The 19090-nt window shown below is 70.0% G+C and carries 19 protein-coding genes; 15 read left to right on the forward strand and 4 right to left on the reverse strand.

The genetic code is table 11. From position 1 onward, the window contains the following. The first annotated feature begins 87 nt into the window (after positions 1-87). Entirely contained in the window at positions 88-1857 is a 1770-nt protein-coding gene (locus AC3A6G_RS25265; RefSeq protein ID WP_487874838.1) for a DUF6600 domain-containing protein, read from the forward strand. A 67-nt stretch (positions 1858-1924) separates the two neighbouring features. Then, positions 1925-3286, forward strand: a complete 1362-nt coding sequence (gene gorA / locus AC3A6G_RS25270; protein WP_487861058.1) for a glutathione-disulfide reductase — start codon at positions 1925-1927, stop codon at positions 3284-3286. A gap of 31 nt (positions 3287-3317) precedes the next feature. Here the strand turns inward: gorA and AC3A6G_RS25275 are convergent, their stop codons facing one another. Further along, positions 3318-4226 carry a LysR substrate-binding domain-containing protein gene (locus AC3A6G_RS25275; protein WP_487861057.1) on the reverse strand — a complete coding sequence of 303 codons (909 nt, stop codon included), beginning with the start codon at positions 4224-4226 and terminating at the stop codon, positions 3318-3320. A 153-nt stretch (positions 4227-4379) separates the two neighbouring features. Between AC3A6G_RS25275 and AC3A6G_RS25280 the strand changes: the two genes are divergently transcribed. The 6 genes from AC3A6G_RS25280 to AC3A6G_RS25305 all read left to right on the forward strand — a co-directional run bounded on the left by AC3A6G_RS25280 (position 4380) and on the right by AC3A6G_RS25305 (position 10196). Next, positions 4380-5177 (forward strand): ABC transporter permease, encoded by a 798-nt coding sequence (locus AC3A6G_RS25280; RefSeq protein WP_487874839.1) that lies wholly within the window; start codon positions 4380-4382, stop codon positions 5175-5177. Next, entirely contained in the window at positions 5174-6202 is a 1029-nt protein-coding gene (locus tag AC3A6G_RS25285) for an ABC transporter ATP-binding protein (RefSeq protein ID WP_487861055.1), read from the forward strand. The genes AC3A6G_RS25280 and AC3A6G_RS25285 overlap by 4 nt, the downstream gene beginning before the upstream one ends. A 65-nt stretch (positions 6203-6267) precedes the next feature. Beyond that, the gene (locus AC3A6G_RS25290; RefSeq protein ID WP_487861097.1) at positions 6268-7302 is read left to right on the forward strand and encodes an extracellular solute-binding protein; all 1035 of its coding nucleotides are present in this window, start codon (positions 6268-6270) and stop codon (positions 7300-7302) included. Between the two features lie 5 nt (positions 7303-7307). Beyond that, positions 7308-8129, forward strand: coding sequence for an ABC transporter permease (locus tag AC3A6G_RS25295; RefSeq protein ID WP_487861054.1), 822 nt, complete (start codon positions 7308-7310; stop codon positions 8127-8129). Next, positions 8080-8628, forward strand: coding sequence for a TIGR00725 family protein (locus AC3A6G_RS25300; RefSeq protein WP_487861053.1), 549 nt, complete (start codon positions 8080-8082; stop codon positions 8626-8628). The genes AC3A6G_RS25295 and AC3A6G_RS25300 overlap by 50 nt, the downstream gene beginning before the upstream one ends. 50 nt (positions 8629-8678) lie before the next feature. Further along, positions 8679-10196, forward strand: coding sequence for an AMP nucleosidase (locus AC3A6G_RS25305; protein WP_487861052.1), 1518 nt, complete (start codon positions 8679-8681; stop codon positions 10194-10196). Between the two features lie 10 nt (positions 10197-10206). Here the strand turns inward: AC3A6G_RS25305 and AC3A6G_RS25310 are convergent, their stop codons facing one another. After that, positions 10207-10953: an ArsR/SmtB family transcription factor gene (locus tag AC3A6G_RS25310; RefSeq protein ID WP_487874840.1), complete on the reverse strand. Its 747-nt coding sequence runs from the start codon at positions 10951-10953 to the stop codon at positions 10207-10209. 111 nt (positions 10954-11064) lie between these two features. On the opposite strand from AC3A6G_RS25310, the gene AC3A6G_RS25315 reads away from it, so the two are divergent. Continuing rightward, positions 11065-12207 (forward strand): cytochrome P450, encoded by a 1143-nt coding sequence (locus AC3A6G_RS25315; protein ID WP_487874867.1) that lies wholly within the window; start codon positions 11065-11067, stop codon positions 12205-12207. Position 12208: 1 nt separating this feature from the next. On the opposite strand, the gene AC3A6G_RS25320 is transcribed toward AC3A6G_RS25315, so the two are convergent. Beyond that, on the reverse strand, positions 12209-13177 hold the full coding sequence (locus AC3A6G_RS25320) for a flavin-nucleotide-binding protein (RefSeq protein ID WP_487874841.1): 969 nt from the start codon (positions 13175-13177) through the stop codon (positions 12209-12211). Continuing rightward, positions 13174-13848 carry a glutathione S-transferase family protein gene (locus AC3A6G_RS25325; RefSeq protein WP_487874842.1) on the reverse strand — a complete coding sequence of 225 codons (675 nt, stop codon included), beginning with the start codon at positions 13846-13848 and terminating at the stop codon, positions 13174-13176. The genes AC3A6G_RS25320 and AC3A6G_RS25325 overlap by 4 nt, the downstream gene beginning before the upstream one ends. A gap of 110 nt (positions 13849-13958) precedes the next feature. On the opposite strand from AC3A6G_RS25325, the gene AC3A6G_RS25330 reads away from it, so the two are divergent. The 6 genes from AC3A6G_RS25330 (at position 13959) to AC3A6G_RS25355 (ending at position 19060) form a co-directional block, all read left to right on the forward strand. Then, the gene (locus AC3A6G_RS25330; RefSeq protein WP_487874843.1) at positions 13959-14849 is read left to right on the forward strand and encodes a LysR family transcriptional regulator; all 891 of its coding nucleotides are present in this window, start codon (positions 13959-13961) and stop codon (positions 14847-14849) included. Positions 14850-14905: 56 nt separating this feature from the next. Then, positions 14906-15856 carry an ATP-binding cassette domain-containing protein gene (locus AC3A6G_RS25335; RefSeq protein ID WP_487861047.1) on the forward strand — a complete coding sequence of 317 codons (951 nt, stop codon included), beginning with the start codon at positions 14906-14908 and terminating at the stop codon, positions 15854-15856. 20 nt (positions 15857-15876) lie between these two features. Then, positions 15877-16719 (forward strand): ABC transporter permease, encoded by an 843-nt coding sequence (locus AC3A6G_RS25340; protein ID WP_487864655.1) that lies wholly within the window; start codon positions 15877-15879, stop codon positions 16717-16719. A gap of 82 nt (positions 16720-16801) precedes the next feature. Next, positions 16802-17257: a MarR family winged helix-turn-helix transcriptional regulator gene (locus AC3A6G_RS25345; protein WP_487874844.1), complete on the forward strand. Its 456-nt coding sequence runs from the start codon at positions 16802-16804 to the stop codon at positions 17255-17257. A 64-nt stretch (positions 17258-17321) separates the two neighbouring features. Continuing rightward, the gene (locus tag AC3A6G_RS25350) at positions 17322-17747 is read left to right on the forward strand and encodes an organic hydroperoxide resistance protein (protein ID WP_487861044.1); all 426 of its coding nucleotides are present in this window, start codon (positions 17322-17324) and stop codon (positions 17745-17747) included. Between the two features lie 194 nt (positions 17748-17941). Further along, on the forward strand, positions 17942-19060 hold the full coding sequence (locus AC3A6G_RS25355) for a DUF2855 family protein (protein ID WP_487874845.1): 1119 nt from the start codon (positions 17942-17944) through the stop codon (positions 19058-19060). The last annotated feature ends 30 nt before the right edge of the window (positions 19061-19090 follow it).

The following is a 19090-nucleotide window of genomic DNA, read 5'->3' on the forward strand; positions in this document are numbered from 1 at the left end:
AGTCGGCTTGCGCTGACGGCGCCGGCGGATTCTCGCGCGTTGCAACAGAATCCGCCGGTGCCCGTCCGGCCCACCAGAGACATCCCAATGAACCGCTCCGGCTGCTCCCCTCTTCCCCTTCTTTCTCAACGCCCGCTGCACCGATGGCTGCTCGGCCTTGCGCTGCTGTGCCTCGGCGCGGCCGCCACCGCGCAGCAAGACCCGCCAGGCCGCGTGGCGCGCCTCACCCAGCAGCAAGGCAGCGTGAGCTTCGCGCCGGCCGGCGACGAGCGCTGGTACGACGCGCAGCCGAACCGCCCCCTGACCACCGGCGACCGAATCTGGACCGACCGTGCCGCGCGCGCCGAGGTCCACATCGGCTCGACGGCGCTGCGCATGGACGGCCAGTCGCACGTGGAATTCTCCGAGCTCGACGACGACACCGTGCGCCTGACCGCGAACCAGGGCGAGCTGCAGCTGCGCGTGCGCGACGACATCGCCGGCCAGCGCTTCGAGATCGACACCGGCAACCTCGCGGTGGTGATCGACGCGCCGGGCGAGTACCGCATCTCGGCCAACCCCAACGCCGACAGCACCTGGATCGCGGTCGCCTCGGGCCGCGCCACGCTCTACGGAGAGAACGGCGAATCGCAACGGCTCGACGCACGCCAGCAACTCACCGTCTCGGGCCGCAACCTCCAGACCAGCGGCGCACCGCCCCCGAACGCCAGCTTCGACGCATGGGTGGCCGAGCGCAACCGCTTGGAAGACCAGTCGGTCTCGGCGCGCTATGTATCGCGCGAGGTGGTCGGCTACCAGCAGCTCGACGCCTACGGCGACTGGCAGAACGACCCCGGCCACGGCGCCGTCTGGTTCCCGCGCAGTGTCGATGCCGACTGGGCGCCCTATCGCGACGGACAGTGGGTCAACATCGCACCCTGGGGCCTGACCTGGGTCGATGCGGCGCCCTGGGGTTTCGCGCCGTTCCACTACGGCCGCTGGACCCGCGTCGGTCCGCGCTGGGGCTGGGTGCCGGGCCGCTCCACGGCGCGGCCCGTGTATTCGCCCGCGCTGGTCGGCTTCGTCGACGGCCGCAGCGACGTGGGCTGGTTCCCGCTCGCGCCCGGCGAGGCCTGGCGTCCCGGCTACCGCGCGAGCCCCAACTACCTCGACCGCGTGAACCGCATGGCGGCCTCGCGCGACCGGCAGGCCGAGCTGCGCAGCGGCCTCTATGCCAACCAGCAGATGCCGGGCGCTGTCAGCGTGCTGCCGGCCGAGCGCTTCGGCCGCGGCGCCTTCGGCCGGCGCGACCTGGTGCGGCAGCCCGACGACCGCTTCATGCGCGGACCGGTGGTGCCGATGCCCGGCGTGCCGCTGCACAACTTCGGCGCCGGCTTCGGCCGGCCGGCCGCGGTGGCGCCGCCCTCGCAGCTCATGCAGCGCGAGCAGCAGGAGCGGCGCTTCGAGCAGGCGCGGCGGGCCCGGCAGATGCAGCAGTCCCAGCAGTTGCAGGTGCAGCAGCAGCCGCTCCCGCAGCAGCAGCAGCAGCAACAACAGGTGCAGGCTCAGCGGCAGCAACAGCAGCAGGTGCTGCAGCAGCAACAGCGCGCCGCGCAGCAGCAGGCGCTGGCGCAACAGCAGATGCAACGCCAGCAGCAGCAGGCGCAGCAGCGCGCGGTGCAGGCGCAGCAGCAGCTCCAGGCACAGCAACAAGCCCAGCAGAACGCGATGCGCCAGGCGCAGGAAGCCCAGGTTCGCGCGATGCAGCAGCAGCGCGGCTTCATCGCACCCGGGGTACAGCCACCGCAGCCGCAACCGGTGGCACCGGGCCGAAGCAGCGACGAGCGCCGCCGTCTCATGACCTCGCCCGACCGCTGAGTTCGCAGCCCCGCGCGACCGACGCCCCCAGCCGCCGGCTACAGTCGGCAGCAAGGAGCGTCTTTCCATGGCCACATTCGACTTCGATCTTTTCGTCATCGGCGGCGGCAGCGGCGGTGTCCGCGCCGCGCGCATGGCCGCGCAGCTGGGTGCGCGCGTCGCACTGGCCGAGGCCGCCGCGCTCGGCGGCACCTGCGTCAACGTGGGCTGCATCCCGAAGAAGCTCTACAGCTACGCGGCCGGCTACGCCGAGTCGTTCGAGGAAGCCGAAGGCTATGGCTGGACGCTGCCGGCGGCGCCGCGCTTCGACTGGGGACACCTGAAGGCGCAGCGTGCCGGCGAGATCACCCGGCTCAACGGCGTGTATGCCGCGCTGCTGAAGAACGCGGGCGTGCGCCTCATCACCGGCTGGGCGCAACTCGTCGACCCCCACACGGTCGAGGTCGACGGCCGGCGCCACACCGCACGCCACCTGCTGGTGGCCACCGGCGGCACGCCCTTCGTGCCCGACATCCCGGGCCGCGCGCTGGCCGCCACCTCCGACGACATGTTCGACCTCGAGCCTTTTCCGAAGCGGCTGCTGGTGGTCGGCGGCGGCTACATCGCGTGCGAATTCGCCTCGATCTTCAACGGCCTCGGCGCCCAGGTCACGCAGTTGCACCGGCGCGCGCACCTGCTCACCGGTTTCGACGACGACGTGCGCCAGTTCGTCGCGCAAGAGATGGGCAAGGCCGGCGTGGACGTGCGCCTGAACAGCGAGGCCGCCTCGATCGCGCGGGCACCGGATGGCGGCGTCGTCGTCACGCTGGCGCGCGGCCAGGAGATCGAGGCCGACACCGTGCTCTTCGCCACGGGCCGCGTGCCGAACACCCAGGCGCTCGGGCTCGAAGCCGCTGGCGTGGCGCTCGGCGAACACGGCGCGATCGAGGTCGATGCGCACTACCGCAGCTCGGTTCCGTCGATCTACGCGGTCGGCGACGTCTCCACGCGCGTGCCGCTCACGCCGGTGGCACTCGCCGAGGCCATGGTGGTGGTCGATGCGCTGTTCGGTCAGGGGCGGCGCAAACTCGACTACGACTACATCCCGACCGCCGTGTTCACCCATCCGAACATCGGCATCTGCGGCTACACCGAGGCTGGCGCGCGCGTGAAGTTCGGCGAGGTCACCGTTTTCTCGAGCGAGTTCAAGTCGCTGCGCCACACGCTCTCGGGCCGCAGCGAGCGCACCTTCATGAAGCTGGTAGTCGACAAGGCGAGCGACCGCGTGGTCGGCCTGCACATGGTGGGTGCCGATGCCGGCGAGATCGTGCAGGGCTTCGCAGTGGCCATGCGCGCGGGTGCCACCAAGGCGATGTTCGACAGCACGATCGGCATCCACCCGACCGCGGCCGAAGAGTTCGTGACGATGCGCGAGCCGATGCCGGGTTAGCTGTCGGCGCGCGCGGGCGAAGCCTGACGCCTCAGGCTTGCGCTCCGCGCGATTTCACGCCCTCCGCCATCAGCCACTCGCGAAATGCCGCGAAGGCCGGCAGGTCGAGGCGGTCCGGTCGATAGCAGAGGTAGTGCCCCTGGTCGACGCGCACCGGCGTGCCGCAGGGGCTCACCAGCGATCCCTCGGCCAGCTCCTCCTGCACCAGCAGCTTCGGCACCAAGCCGATGCCCAATCCCTTGAGCGCCGCCTGGATCAGCGCCGAATACTGCGCGAAGCGCGGGCCGGCCACGGTCTGCACCTCGGGCACGCCGTGCTGCGCGGCCCACTCGCGCCAGGCGGTGGGCGCCCCTTCGTGGTGCAGCAGCGTGTGAGCGACGACGTCGGCCGGCTGCGCGCTGCGCTGGCGCTCCTCGACCAGCGCGCGCGCCGCGATCAGCACGAACTCGCGCCCCGCGATGTATTCGGAGACCACGCCGGGCCAGCCGTCGGGGCCGTAGCGGATCGCGGCATCGACGCCGGCCGGAATGCCGTCGCTCGGCTCCAGGTGGCGGCTGAAGCTCAGCATCACGTGGCGGCTCTTCTGGCTGAAGGCCGGCAGGCGCGGGATGAGCCACTTGGTGAGAAAGGTCGGCACGCTCGCGAGCGTGAGCAGGCCCGCGCCGGCATCGCCCGAGCGCGCCTCGAAGGTCGCGGTCTCGATGGCACGCAGGCCGCCCGAGATCTTCTGCCAGTACACGCGCCCCTGCGGCGTGAGCTGCACGCCGCGCCCGTTCTTCTGCAGCAGCTCGCGGCCGAGGAAGGCCTCGAGCCCCGCGATCTGCTTGCTGACCGCGCTGACCGTGATGCACAGGGCGCCGGAAGCGAGCGTGATGCTCTGGTGCCGTGCCACGGCGTCGAAGGCCAGCAGTTCCTGGATGGTGGGGCAGTCGCGCTTCATTCATGGCTCCGGTTGATGAAAGTTTCGTGAAAAACACTTTCCGAATGCTCAAGCGTCATCATCCAACTTTCACCCATAAGTACGCAACCGCTTTCTAGAATTCGGTGAAGCGCGGCGTCTGGCCGCGCGCCAAAACTAGCGCATTCGGAAAGTATGCCGTCTGCGCAAGACATCGGAGGCACATTGGTTCGCGGCATCTCGCTCATCTACGGCCTGTACCTGCTGCTGCCGATCGCCCTGCTGCTGGTCGGCAGCTTCGGCGGCAACTGGACCAACACGCTGCTGCCGACGGGCGTCACCGGCCAGTGGTACCTCGATCTCTGGCTGGACAGCTCGTTCCGCAAGGCGTTCGTGAGCAGCCTGGTGGTGGCGATGAGCGCCTGCGCGATCAACACGGTGCTGGCGTTGCCGCTGGCCTATGCGCTGTACCACGGGGCCCAGCGCGGCAGCAGCATCGCAGCGCGCATCGTGAGCGCCACGCCCATCGCGGTGCCCACCATCACCTTGGCATTCGGCTACATGATTGTCTTCAACACCGACCTCGCACCGTGGCTCGGCTCGATGCCACTCCTGATCGCCGCGCATGCGATCCTCACGCTGCCCTATCTCACCAACACGCTGCTGACCGACCTGCGCCACCTGGACCTGGGCCGGCTCGAGCAGGCGGCCGCCACGCTGGGAGCCTCGGGCTGGCAGCAGTTCACCGGCATCGTCCTGCCGAGCCTGCGGCAGAGCCTGATCAGCGGGCTGGTGATGGTGGCAGCGATCTCGGTGGGCGAGTTCGGGTTGTCGAACCTGCTCACGAGCTTCCAGAACCGCACCTATCCGGTCGTGCTGCTGCAGGCGTTCTACGGTGCGACGGGCTTCGCCTGCGCGGCCACCGTCATTCTCCTGCTGCTGGCGAGCGCGTCGGCGCTTCTCTCTTCCTCTTTGGTGAAGCAACGCGCATGAGCCTTCTTCTCGACAACGTCAGCTATAACTATCCGGGCAGCACGCACGGCCTGCACGACGTCTCGCTCGACGTACGCACCGGCGAACTCGTGGCGGTGATCGGGCCGAGCGGCTCGGGCAAGTCGACGCTGCTCAAGCTGGTGTCGGGCCTGGAGACAGGCCACACCGGCCGCATCGCGCTCGACGGCGAAGACATGTCGCGCACACCGGTGCACCAGCGCAAGATCGGCATGGTGTTTCAGAGTTATGCGCTGTTCCCGCACCTGAGCGTGCTCGACAACGTGGCCTACGGGCTCAAGCTGCGCAAGGTCGCCACCGCCGAGCGCCGCCGGCGCGCGCAGGACCTGCTCGACCTCGTCGGGCTCGGCGAGTACGCGCAGCGCGCCGTGGCGCAGCTCTCCGGCGGTCAGCAGCAGCGCGTGGCCCTGGCCCGCGCACTCGCCATCGACCCGCGCGCGCTGCTGCTCGACGAGCCGCTCTCGGCGCTGGACGCCAGCGTGCGCGGCCACCTGCGCGACCAGATCCGGTCGATCCAGCAGCGCTTCAACGCGACCACGCTGCTGGTCACGCACGACCAGGAGGAAGCCCTGGTCATGGCCGACCGCGTGGCCATGCTCAAGGACGGCCGCCTGCTGCAGATCGCCACGCCGCGCGACATCTACCAACACCCCGCGAATCGCGCGGTGGCGGAGTTTGTCGGGCTATCGACGATCCTGCCCGCCACGGTGGCTTCGCCGGGCCGGCTCGACATGGGTTTTGCCGAACTCTTCGCCGAGACCGGCGCCCGCCCGCCCGGCAGCGCGGTGCACGTGCTGGTGCGCCCCGAACACATCCAGCCCGACCCGGCACCCGGCAGCCCGAACCGGCTCGCGGGCCGCACCGGCGCCGCGCGCTACCTGGGCGCGCTTACACGCTACGACTTCGAGGTGGCGGGGGCGGGCAAGCCCTTCCTTGCCGAATCGGCCGCGCCGGCGACGCAAGCCATCGCGATCGCACCCGAACACCTCCGCCTGCTCGACCACTGACCCCATCCCTTCAAGGAGCCACCATGCAACGCAGACATCTGATCCAGGCCGCCGGCGCACTGCCCATGCTGTCATTGGCCCGCACCGCTTTCGCCTTCGACGGGCCGGAGCTCTATGCCGGCGAGAAGGCGCTGTATGCCGAGGCGCAGAAGGAAGGCCTGTGCGTCTCCTTCGACACCGGCCCCGAATGGGCCAACTGGAAGGCGCTGTTCCGCGACTTCAAGAAGCGCTATCCCGAGATCGAGCTGACCTACAACGACATCGGCTCCGCCGCCACGGTGGTTGCGCTCGAGAAGACCAAACGCCGCCCCCAGGCCGACACCGCCTACTACTTCGCCGCCTCGGCCGTCGACGCCGCGAAGAAGGACGTGGTCGCGCCCTTCAAGCCCGTCAACTTCGACAAGCTGCCGGCCGTGTTCCGCGAAGCCGAGGGCCGCTGGTTCACCATCCACACGCTCAACATCGCCTTCCTGGTCAACAAGAAGCTCGTGAAGAGCATCCCCACCGGCTGGGCCGACCTGCTCAAGCCCGAGTTCAAGAACGCGGTGGTGTACCTCGATCCGCGCTCCACCGGCATCGGCCAGGTGCTGACCTTCGCCGCGGCCTATGCCAACGGCGGCAGCGTGGACGACGTGAAGCCCGGCACCGACTATCTCGGCAAACTGCACGCGGCCGGCAATGTCATGCGCGTGGAAGGCACCACGCCCTACGCCAAGTTCCTCAAGGGCGAGATCCCGGTGTGGATCAGCTACGAGAACGACGGCCTCAAGGCCAAGCACGTCGACGGCATGGGCGACGCCGTCGAGGTGGTGATCCCGAAGGAGGCCAGCGTGGCCGCGCCCTATGCCATCAGCCTCGTGAAGAACGGCCCGAACCCCAACGCCGGCAAGCTGTGGCTCAACTTCATCATGAGCGAAGCCGGCCAGTCGCTGTTCGCGCAGGGCTTCGTGCGCCCCGCCGTGCCGGGCACGGCGCTCTCTGCCGACGTGGCGGCCAAGATGCCGCCGGCGCCGCAGGTCCGTCCGCTCGACGTGGTGAAGGCATCGCAGCGCAAGGCCGAGGTCGACAAGCTCTGGGCGCAGGCCGCGCTGGGCAGATAGCCGCCATGCGACGCTTTGGCGCCTGGCCGGCCTGGGCCTTCATGGCGCTGTTCTTCGCGGTGCCGCTGGCTGCGCTGCTGCCGGAGGCCTTCGGCGATGGCGGAAGTGCCTTCGGGCGGCTGCTCGGCAACCCGCTGTTCCCGGGCGCGCTGCGCAACACGCTGGGCCTGGGGCTCGCGGCGGGCGCGATCTCGGCGCTGGTGGGCACCTGCATCGCCATCGAACTCGCGCGCCAACCCGAGCGCCGGCGCCAGTGGATGATGACCCTGCTCGGCCTGCCGCTGGCCTTCTCGGGCCTGGTGATCGCCTACGGCTTCATTCTGGCCTTCGGCCGCGCGGGCTTCGTGACGCAGCTGGTGGCCGGGCTGGGCGCCGACCCGGCCGTCATCGGCAGCTGGATCTACAGCGTCTCGGGCCTCGGCTTCGCCTACGCCTACTACCTGATCCCACGCGTGGCGCTCTCGCTCTATCCCGTGTTCGCCAACCTCGACCTGCGCCCGGCGCAGGCGGCGCGCACGCTGGGCGCATCGCGCGCCCGCGCCTTCTGGGACACGGTGGTGCCCGAGGTGATGCCCTCGGTGCTTTCGAACGCCTGCATGGTGGCGGCGATCGCCATGGGCACGTACGGCACGGCGCTGGCGCTGGTGGGCACTCAGCTCAACATCCTGCCGCTGATGCTGTTCGCGCAGGTGGGCGACGGTGGTTCGGATTTCGCGGTGGCAGCAGCCTTGTCGCTGGTGCTGATGGTGGTGTGTGTGATCGTGATGGGAGTGGGCGATGTCCTTACGCGAAGGCGCGAGCGTGGTGCTGTCGGCGCCGGTCATTGAGGCGCTGGCGCGCCTCGCGCAGAAACAGTCGGGGCCGGCGCGCCACCGCCAGCCGGTGGCCGTGCTCGGCCCGGGCGACGGCGGACCGGTCGAATGCGAGGCCGCCTACGCCGTGGCGCATGCGCTGGCCGGTGCCGGCATGGCCGTGATCTGCGGCGGCCGAGGCGGCGTGATGGCCGCGGCCTCCCGCGGCGCCGCCGAGGCCGGCGGCATCGCCGTGGGCATCCTGCCCGAGGACGACGACCGCAACGCCAACGAATGGCTCGGCGTGGCCATCCCCACCGGCATGGGCGAAATGCGCAACGCGATCATCGCGCGCAGCGGCGTCTGCCTGGTCGCGATCGGCGGCAACATGGGCACGCTGTCGGAAATGGCCATGGGGCTCAAGTGGGGCAAGCCGGTGTTCGTGATGCATGGCGACATCGAACTGCCTGGCGCGGTGCAGGCGGCCGATGTGGACGACATGCTGGCCAAGGTATTGGCCTGCCTGCTGGCCTGAGCCTGCCCCTGGGGACGGCGCCCGTCGCGCGCGCATTGCACAATGCCGCCATGCCCTACATGCCCACTTTCGTCGCCCCCGCCCGCTTCACCGACGCCGCCGCCGCCCTCGAACAGGTCAAGGCCATCTACCAGGGCGGACTCGCGCACCTGCGCGAGTCGATGCTGCGCTTCGTGGCCGGCGAGGCGCTGCCGGGCCGGGTGCGGGCCTGCTACCCGTATGTGCGGGTACACACGCACACCGTGACGCGGCACACGCCGCCGGCCAACGCGGGGCTGAGCTACGGCTTCGTCGCCGGCCCGGGCCGCTACGAGACCACGCTGACGCGCCCCGACCTTTTCTCGCGCTACTACCTCGACCAGTTCCGGCTGCTGCTCGAGAACCACCAGGTCGAGCTCGAGGTCGGCACCAGCACCCAGCCGATCCCGATCCATTTCTCGTTCGCCGAGAACGACCACATCGAAGGCACGATGAGCGACGAGCGCCGCGCGCTGATGCGCGACGTGTTCGACCTGCCCGACCTCGGCGTGATGGACGACGGCATCGCCAACGGCACCTACGAGGCGCAGCCCGGCGAGGCGCAGCCGCTGTCGCTGTTCACGGCGGCGCGGGTCGACTATTCGCTGCACCGGCTGCGCCACTACACGGGCACCGCGCCCGAGTGGTTCCAGAACTTCGTGCTGTTCACCAACTACCAGTTCTACATCGACGAGTTCGTGCGCCTCGGCCACGAGGCCATGGCCGACGAGAAGAGCGAGTACGTCGCCTTCATCGAGCCCGGCAACGTGGTCACGCGGCGCCGCGGCCTGGCCGCGGGCGCCAGCGCCAACTACGCCGCGCTGCTCGACGGCAGCCAGGGCACCGCGCCGGCGCGGCTGCCGCAGATGCCGGCCTACCACCTGGTGCGCGAGGACCGCAGCGGCATCAGCATGGTGAACATCGGCGTCGGCCCGGCCAATGCCAAGACCATCACCGACCACATCGCGGTGCTGCGTCCGCACGCCTGGATGATGCTCGGCCACTGCGCGGGCCTGCGCAATGCGCAGCAGCTCGGCGACTACGTGCTCGCGCATGCCTACGTGCGCGAGGACCACGTGCTCGACGAGGAACTGCCGCTGTGGGTGCCTATCCCGGCGCTCTCCGAGATCCAGCTGGCGCTCGAGAAGGCGGTGGCCGACGTCACGCGCTACGAAGGCCCCGACCTGAAGAAGATCATGCGCACCGGCACCGTCGCGAGCACCGACAACCGCAACTGGGAACTGCTGCCCGGGAACCAGCCGCAGCGTCGCTTCAGCCAGAGCCGGGCGGTGGCGCTCGACATGGAAAGCGCCACCATCGCGGCCAACGGCTTCCGCTTTCGCGTGCCCTACGGCACCCTGCTGTGCGTGAGCGACAAGCCGCTGCACGGCGAGATCAAGCTGCCGGGCATGGCCAACCACTTCTATCGCGAGCGCGTGGAGCAGCACCTGCGCATCGGCATGCGGGCCATCGACATCCTGCGCCAGCAGGGCTCGACCCGGCTGCACAGCCGCAAGCTGCGCAGCTTCGCCGAGGTCGCGTTCCAGTAAGCCGAAGGCATCAGCCGAACAGCTCGGGCATCTCGCGCTGCGCCTTCGCGGTCAGCGTGAGCGCGCGGCCGTCGAGCGCCTGGCGCACCCAGCCGCGGCGCAGCGACAGCTGAAGCCAGGCCGCGCCGAGCGCGCCGCCCAGGTGCGGGCGGCGCTCGCTCCAGTCGAGGCAGGCGCAGGCAAAGCGGCGCCGCGAGCGCCGCACGGCATCGACTTCCAGGCCCAGGCTCTCGAGCGCGACCGCGCCTTCGGTCGTGAGTTCGTACGACCCGCTCGCCAACCCGCTGAGCCAGCCCTGCGCATGCAGCCGGTCGTGCAGCGCCACGCCCGCGGAGCCGGCCATGTGGTCGTAGCAGGTGCGCGCGGCGCGCAGGCGGTTCGGCGTGCTCGGCGTGAATACGGCAGATGGCCCGGCATACGGCGCGCCGGCCAGCACCATGAGGCTTTCGAGCGCCGCGGCCACGGGCTCGCCCGCCAGGCGGAAGTAGCGGTGCCTGCCCTGCACCAGCAGTTCGACCAGCCGCTCGTCGCGCAGCCGCGCCAGGTGCGCGCTCGCGGTGGAGGCCGCCACCTCGGCCACGGCCGCGAGTTCGGTCGCGGTGCGCGCATGGCCGTCCATCAGGCAGCCCAGCATGCGGGCGCGCGCGGGCTCGGCGATGGCGCCGGCAAGGCGGGCGAGCTGCAGGTCCGCGCTCTCGGACGGGTCTGCGGCAGTGGACGAGGTGGCGGATGAGGCGGTGACGGGAGTCTTGCGCATGCCCGCATCCTAAGGCGCCGCTGCATGCACGCTTCGTTCACGGCCGAAGTGTCGCGGCGGCCCCGCACGCACACTGCGGTGATGACGCCCCACCCTGCTTCTTCACTCGGCATCCAGATCGATCCCGTCGCGGCGGTCACGCATGCCGATCCGTACCCGTACTACGCACAACTTCGCGCCGGGCCGCCGCTCGCATGGCATGCACCGTTGCGGCTCTGGGTCGCGAGCCGGGCCGAGGTTGTCGAATCGCTGCTGCTCGCGCACGACGCGCTGCGCGTGCGCCCTGAAGGCGAGCCCGTGCCGCGCGCGATCGCCGGCAGCTCGGCGGGCGAAGTGTTCGGGCATCTGGTGCGCATGAACGACGGCGCCGCGCACACTGCACACAAGCCGGCGCTGCAGCGCGCGCTGGCGGGGCTGGACCTCCGGGCCGCGCATGCGGCGGCGCTCGATGTGGCCCGCCGTGTGCCCGAGCGCCCGCTCGCGGAACTGCTGTTCGCGATGCCGGTCCAGACGGTGGCGCATCTGCTGGGCTTCGCGCCGGCAGCGCTGCCGCAGGTCGAGGCGTGGATGCGTGATTTCGTCGCCTGCCTGTCGCCCTTGTCCAGCGCGCCGCAACTGGCGCGGGCCAGCGACGCGGCCGCCGCGCTGATGTCGCGTTTCGAGGCGCTGTGCGCCAGCACACCACCGCGCGAGGCGACGCTGCTGGCAGCTGTGCGCGCCGAAGCCGCAGCGCACGGGAACATGCCCCGCGCGCTGCTGGCCAATCTCGTCGGGCTGCTGTCGCAGACCTGCGACGCCACGGCCGGGCTGCTGGGCAACAGCCTCGCGGCCCTTGCGTGCGAGCCGGGCGCGAGGGAGGCCGCGCGCACCCGCAATGGTCTAAAAGACGTCGTCGAGGAAACCGCCCGGCACGACGCGCCGGTGCAGAACACGCGGCGTTTCGTCGTGGCGCCGGTGCGCATCGCGGGCGTGCCGCTGGCCGCGGATGATGCGGTGCTGCTCGTGCTGGGCGCAGCGAACCGCGATCCGGCGCTCAACCCCGACCCCGACCGCTTCATGCCGCTGCGCCCCGCGCGGCGCATGCTGGGCTTTGGGCACGGCGCGCACGCCTGCCCGGGCCAGGCACTCGCCTGCACGCTCGCCGCCGCGGGGCTCGAGGCCCTGCTTGCGCGCGGGGTCGACCTCGATGCGCTGCACGCGCGCGGCTGGCACTACCGTCCTTCGGCGAATGCGCGGATTCCGGTCTTCGATTGAGTCAGGCCGCAGCCCACTGGCCGGTGTGCGCCAGGTGCGGCGACAGTTCCGCTGCGCCCCAGCGAAGGGGCAGCGCACCGGGGCGGCGCAGCAGCGTGTCGACGCGCAGGCGCAGCAGCCGCTCGGCGCCCTCGAAGGCCGCGACCTCGGGTCCGTCCCAGACGATCTCGGCGCAGGCCGCGAGGTGCAGCAGTTCACCTGTCTCGAAATCGATGAACAACAACCCCGCGCGCGGATGCACCGCCAGATTGCCGAGCGTGTTGAAGAAGCGGTTGCCGACGAAGTCGGGCACCGTGAGCGTGCCGCCGGCATCGACGCGCACGAAGCCCGGACGCCCGCCGCGGTGCGACACGTCCACGCCCTGCGCCGCGGGCGACGCCGCGTCGTCGTCCCAGGCCTGCGGCGGCAACGCCGAAGCGATGAACAGCGTGTCGGCGCGGGCGATCAGCCGCCGTGCCGCCGCATCGAGGCTGTCGCGCCGCTCGGCGGGTGCAGCGGCGGTGCCACCGTCCTGCACGAACAGCGGCTCGCGCGCCTGGATGTACTTGGGGCAGTTGCCAAAGCTCTGCTGTACCGCCACCGTGAAGCCGGTGCTGTCCGCCGCCTCGACGACGCCGTTCATGCGGTTGCGCCGCCGCGTGTGCGGCTCGATTCCGAGCAGGCCGAGCGACGCACCGGGTGCCAGCTGGCCGGCCAGCGGATCGCCGGGCGCCGGCAGCGCATCGATGCGAAGGTGCGCGGGATCGGGCGAATGCGCAAAGCCGGGCGGCGCCGCGAGCGCGCTGGCCCAGGGCTGACCTTCGGCGTCGAGGCTGCCGACCAGCAGGAACGGCAGTTGCGCGAAGAACGCGCGGTGCTGCTCGGGCATGAAGTCGCGGATCACGCGCGGTCCGGCCGCCGCCATGAGCTCGCGCGCGCCGGCACGCGCCTGCAGCGCGCGCTCGCCGGCATGGAACGGCGCGGCGATCATGCGGCGGTGGCCGCCGCGGCCAGTCCGACGGGCGTGCGCACCATCGGCACGAAGCCCGGCAGCGCCTCGATGCGCGCCAGCCATTCGCGCAGGCGCGGGTACTGGTCGAGCGACACGCTGCCTTCGGGCGCATGCGCCACATAGGCGTAGTTCGCCAGGTCCGCGAGCGTGGCCGAGGCGCCGGCCAGGAAGGGCTCGCGCTCGAGGTGCATTTCCATCACGGCCAGCAGCAGGTGCGAGCGCGACACGGTCTCGGCCGGATCGGCGGGCAGGTTGAACAGCGCCATCACGCGCGCCGCGGCCGGGCCGTAGGCCAGTGGGCCGGCGGCCACCGAGAACCAGCGCTGCACACGCGCCGCGCCGAGCGGATCGCGCGGCATCCAGCGCGCCGGATCGCTGGCATAGCGCTCGTTGAGGTACACCAGGATCGCATTCGAATCCGCGAGCGTGAGCTCGCCGTCCTCGATCACCGGCACCTGGCCGAAGGGATTGCGCGCCAGGAACTCGGGCGTGCGGTGGGCTTTCTGGCGCAGGTCGACCGCGACGAACTCGAACGGCAGGCCGAGCATCGACAGGAAGAGCTGCACCCGATGCACATGGCCCGAGATCGGGGTGCCGAAGAGCTTGATCGGCTGGGCGGGGTGACGGGCAGTGGCGCCGGGGGTGGTCATGGCGGAATCCTTGGGAGTGCTGTGGGTTGCCCGCATTCTTCGTTACTCCGCCGAATGAATGAATCCCCATTGCCGGATTTCACTGCTGCGTTTTCCGGTCTAATCACGCAATGGACCGCCTCAAAGCCATGCAGGCCTTCGTGCAGATCGCCGACCAGGGCAGCCTCACGCGCGCCGCCGAGTCGCTCGGCAGCTCGCTGCCCGCGGTGGTGCGCGCGCTGGCCGCGCTCGAGGCGCACCTCGGCGTGCGCCTGTTCCACCGCACCACGCGCCGCCTGTCGCTCACCGACGAAGGGCGCCGCTACCTCGCGAGCGCGCGCGAGGTGCTGCTGGCCGCCGATGCCGCCGACCGGGCGCTCACCACCGAGGCGCGCGAACTGGCAGGGCACCTCACGATCGCGGCGCCCGTGCTGTTCGGCCACATGTACGTGGCGCCGGCCATCACGCGCTTCATGCAGCGCCACGAGAAGGTGCGCTGCAGCGTTCTGCTGCACGACCGCACCGTGAACATGCTCGAGGAAGGCGTCGACGTGGCGATCCGCATCAGCCCGCTCGACGATTCGTCGCTGGTGGCGCAGCCGCTCGGCACCATCCGACGCGTGGTGGCGGCAAGCCCTGCCTTCCTCGCACGCCACGGTGTGCCGCGGCATCCGCGCGACCTTGCGGGTGCGCCCTGCGTGCGCGGGCGCATCGACGCACCGCCGCAATGGACCTTTCACGACGGCGGCCGGCGCATCGGTGTCACGCTCGAGCACAGGCTCGAGTTCAACCATCTCGCGCCCGCCGTCGAGGCCTGCGCCGCGGGCATGGGCTTCGGCACTTTCTTCTCCTACCAGGTGCTGCCGCACGTCGCCCAGGGCCGGCTGCAGCTGGTGCTCGAAGACTACGAGCCGCCGCCGCGGCCGGTGAGCGTGATCTACCCGAATGCGCGCCTGCTCCCGGCCCGCACGCGGGCGTTCATCGACTGGATGAAGGCGGGGTTCGAAGGCTTTCGACTTTAGGGGGCTTGGGCCCCTGGCGTCCCCGCCCTGCCGCATGGCTGCGTCAGAATGTTCGGGTGCCGACGTCATCACCCCCCACCTTCCCGCCCTTCCTGTTCAAGGCCAGCCAGCTGCAAAAACGCTATGGCGGCACCACGGTCGTGGACGATCTCTCGTTCGAGATCGCGCCCGGCGAATGCCTCGGCGTGATCGGCCCGAACGGTGCCGGCAAGACCACCACCATCCGCATGTGCCTGGGCCTCACCGAGCCCGACGGCGGCAGCATCGAGGCGCTGGGGCTGCAGATGCCGCGCGACGCGCTCGCCATCAAGGCGCAGCTTGGCGTGGTGACGCAGTTCGACACGCTCGACCCCGACTTCAGCTGCGCCGAGAACCTCGTGGTCTACGGCCGCTACTTCGGCTACAGCAAGGCCGAGGTCCGCGCGCGGGTGCCGCAGCTGCTGGAGTTCGCGGCGCTGGCGCACAAGGCCGATGCCAAGCCCGGCGAGCTGTCGGGCGGCATGCGGCGGCGCCTCTCGCTGGCGCGCGCATTGGTCAACGACCCGAAGCTGCTGATGCTCGACGAGCCCACCACCGGGCTCGACCCGCAGGCGCGCCACCTGATGTGGGAGCGCCTGCAGGTGCTGCTGCAGCAGGGCAAGTCGATCCTGCTGACCACCCATTTCATGGACGAGGCCGAGCGCTTGTGCTCGCGGCTGCTGGTGCTCGACCACGGCCGCAAGATCGCCGAAGGCCGTCCGCGCGACCTGATCGAGGCGCACCTCGAGCCCGACGTGGTCGAGGTGTACGGCAACGGTGCGCTGCCGCTGGCCGAGGCGCCCGAGCTCAAGGCGCTCGCGGCGCGCATCGAGGTGAGCGGCGAGACCGTGTTCTTCTACACCCAGGATGCACGCCGCCTGCTGGACGCGCTCACGCAGCACGGCGGCCTGCGCACCTTCCACCGCCCGGCCAACCTCGAAGACCTGTTCCTCAAGCTCACGGGCCGCCAGATCCGTGAAGACGGCTGAGAAAGAAAGAAATGCCCGGCATGACGACGACGACAACAACCACGACGACCACCGCTGCGGCACCCGCCAGCCCCTCGGCCTGGCGCCCGCCCGAACTCTCGCTGCGCTGGTGGCCGGTGTTCCTGCGCAACCTGCTCGTGTGGCGCAAGCTCGCGATCCCGAGCCTGATCGGCAACATCGCCGAACCGCTGATCTGGCTCGTGGCCTTCGGCTACGGCATGGGCGCGCTCGTGGGGCAGGTGACGGTCGACGGCACCCCTGTGCCGTACATCCTCTTTCTCGCGAGCGGCTCGATCTGCATGAGCGCCATGAACGCCGCGAGCTTCGAAGCGCTGTATTCGGCCTTCTCACGCATGCACGTGCAGAAGACCTGGGACGGCATCATGAATGCGCCGGTGGGGCTCGACGACATCGTGCTGGCCGAGATGCTCTGGGCTGCGTTCAAGTCGATCTTCACCGTGACCGCGATCCTGCTCGTGATGCTCGGCCTCGGCATCAGCCACAGTCCCAAGCTCGTGGTGGCCTGGATGGTGCTCGCCGGTGCGGGCATCACCTTCTCGTCGATCGCGCTGATCTTCAATGCGCTGGCGAAGGGGTACGACTTCTTCACCTATTACTTCACGCTGTTCATGACGCCGATGATGTTTCTGAGTGGCGTGTTCTTTCCGCTCGAGCAGTTGCCATCGGCGGTGCGGGCCGTGGCGGCATGGCTGCCGCTGACCAATGCGGTGGCGCTCGTGCGGCCGCTGTTCATGGACCGGTGGCCCGAGGGCTGGATGCTGCATGCGGCCGTGCTGGTGGTCTATGCGGTGGTGTCGTTCTGGGTGGCGCTGGCGCTCACGCGCAGGCGCTTCGCGCGATAAGCGAACCCGTGTGGCTCGCTGTCGAAACGAGGCCTAAACAATTACATTGCACACAATTGAATTGCACACTACAATTCAGCCCATGCCCTCCCCGCAAGCCACGACCGACGACATGCTCAAGCTGGACAACCAGCTCTGCTTCGCCGTCTATTCCGCCTCGTTGGCCATGACGCGGCTCTACAAGCCGGTGCTCGAGAAGCTGCAGCTCACCTACCCGCAGTACCTCGTCATGCTCGCGCTCTGGGAGCACGACGGGCCCATGGTGTCCGAGCTCGGCGAGCGGCTCTCGCTCGATTCGGGCACGCTCACGCCGCTGCTCAAGCGCCTCGAGGCGAACGGCTACGTCGCACGGCTGCGCGACGCGGCCGACGAGCGCCGCGTGCGCATCACGCTGACGGCGGCGGGCCGCAAGCTCAAGGCCCGCGCTGCGAACGTGCCGGGCTGCCTCATGGCCGCCGCGCAGTGCTCGGTGCCCGAACTCATCGCGCTCACGCAACAGATCCAGTCCCTGCGCGACCGCATCCGCAAGGCCGCTTGAGCGATCGCAGGCAGGCCTTCCAAACTTTTCGTCCCCTTCCCTTCAACCAACTCAAGGAATCACCATGACCACCAAGCTCGACAAGGTTCTCTACACCGCCGAAGCCCACACCGTCGGCGGCCGCGAAGGCGCGGGCAAGTCCAGCGACGGCGCCATCGACGTCAAGCTCAGCGCGCCCGGCTCGGGCAAGCCTGGCACCAACCCCGAGCAGCTGTTCGCGGTGGGCTATGCCGCCTGCTTCATCGGCGCGATGAAGGCCGTGGGCCCGAAGATCGGCGTGAAGGTGCCCGACGACGTAGCGATCGACTCGAGCGTCTCGCTCGGCCCGACGAACGGCGGCGCCGCCTACGGCATCGCGGTGAAGCTCGCGATCACGCTGCCGGGCCTCGATGCGGAAGCCAAGCAGAAGCTGGTCGACACGGCGCACCAGGTCTGCCCGTACTCGAACGCCACGCGCGGCAACATCGACGTCGAGCTGACGATCGCCTGATCCCCGGCGCACTGCGCGCGAAAAAAAGCGTCCCGGCATCGCGCCGGGGCGCTTTTCCTTTTTGCGGACTCGCCGGCCTCCTCCGATGTCCCGCGCGCGACGCGCCAGGCCGCGGCGCGATGGCGCGTTTCATCAAGCTTGGCTAATGTGGCCGTCGGTTCCGCCCATCCCAACTTCGTGTGGAGACAGACACCATGAGCACCACCAGCAGCCTGCTGATCCAGAAGGACGAACTCTCGTCCACGCGCCTGCACACCGCCGTCGACCAGCCGCTCGCCGACGGCGAGGTGCGCGTGCGCATCGATGCGTTTGCGCTCACCTCGAACAACATCACCTATGCCGCGTTCGGCGATGCGATGAACTACTGGCAGTTCTTCCCGACCGGCGAAGACGCCTGGGGCTGCATCCCGGTGTGGGGCTTCGCGCGCGTGGTGCAGTCGCTGCATCCGGGCGTGGCCGTGGGCGAGCGGCTCTACGGCTACTGGCCGATGGCGACGGGCGCGGTGCTGAGGCCCGAGCGTCTCTCGGCCGAGCGTTTCACCGATGGTGCCGCACACCGCGCCGCGCTGCCCGCGGTCTACAACCAGTACTTCCGCTGCAACGCCGACCCGCTCTACACGGCCGAGACCGAAGACATCCAGGCGCTGCTGCGCCCGCTCTACATCACCTCGTGGCTGATCGACGACTTCATGGCCGACAACGCCTTCTTCGGCGCCAAGACCCTGCTGCTGTCGAGCGCATCGAGCAAGACCGCCTACGGCACCGCATTCCAGCTGCACCAGCGCGAGGGCATCGAGGTGATCGGCATCACTTCGCCGGGCAACGTGGCCTTCTGCGAGAGCCTGGGCTGCTACCACCGCGTGCTCACCTACGACGCGCTCGACACGCTCGCGGCCGACACCGAACTGGTCTACGTCGACTTCGCGGGCGACGGGCCGCTGCGCAGCGCAGTCCACGAACGCTTTGCGAACCTGAAGTACAGCTGCTCGATCGGCGGCACGCACCTGGAGCAGCTCGCGGCAAAGGGCGCGGGCAAGAACCTCTCGGGGCCGCGCGCCACGCTGTTCTTCGCACCGGCGCAGATCAAGAAGCGCACCGGCGAATGGGGTGCCGACGAATTCGGCCGCCGCCTCGTGGCCGCCTGGCAGGCCTTCATCGCCACAGTGGGCGATGCGAGGAATCCGTGGCTGCGCGTGTCGCACCACGTCGGCGCCGAGGCCGTGCAAGCGGCCTACGCACAGGTGCTGGCCGGAAAGGGCGACCCGCGCAGCGGACACATCCTGTCGTTGCAGGAGCCCGCGGGCAGACACTGAGCCTGCCGGCAACGCGGGGTAGCGACAATC

The sequence above is a fragment of the Variovorax sp. Soil_C_26 genome, from assembly GCF_057657075.1.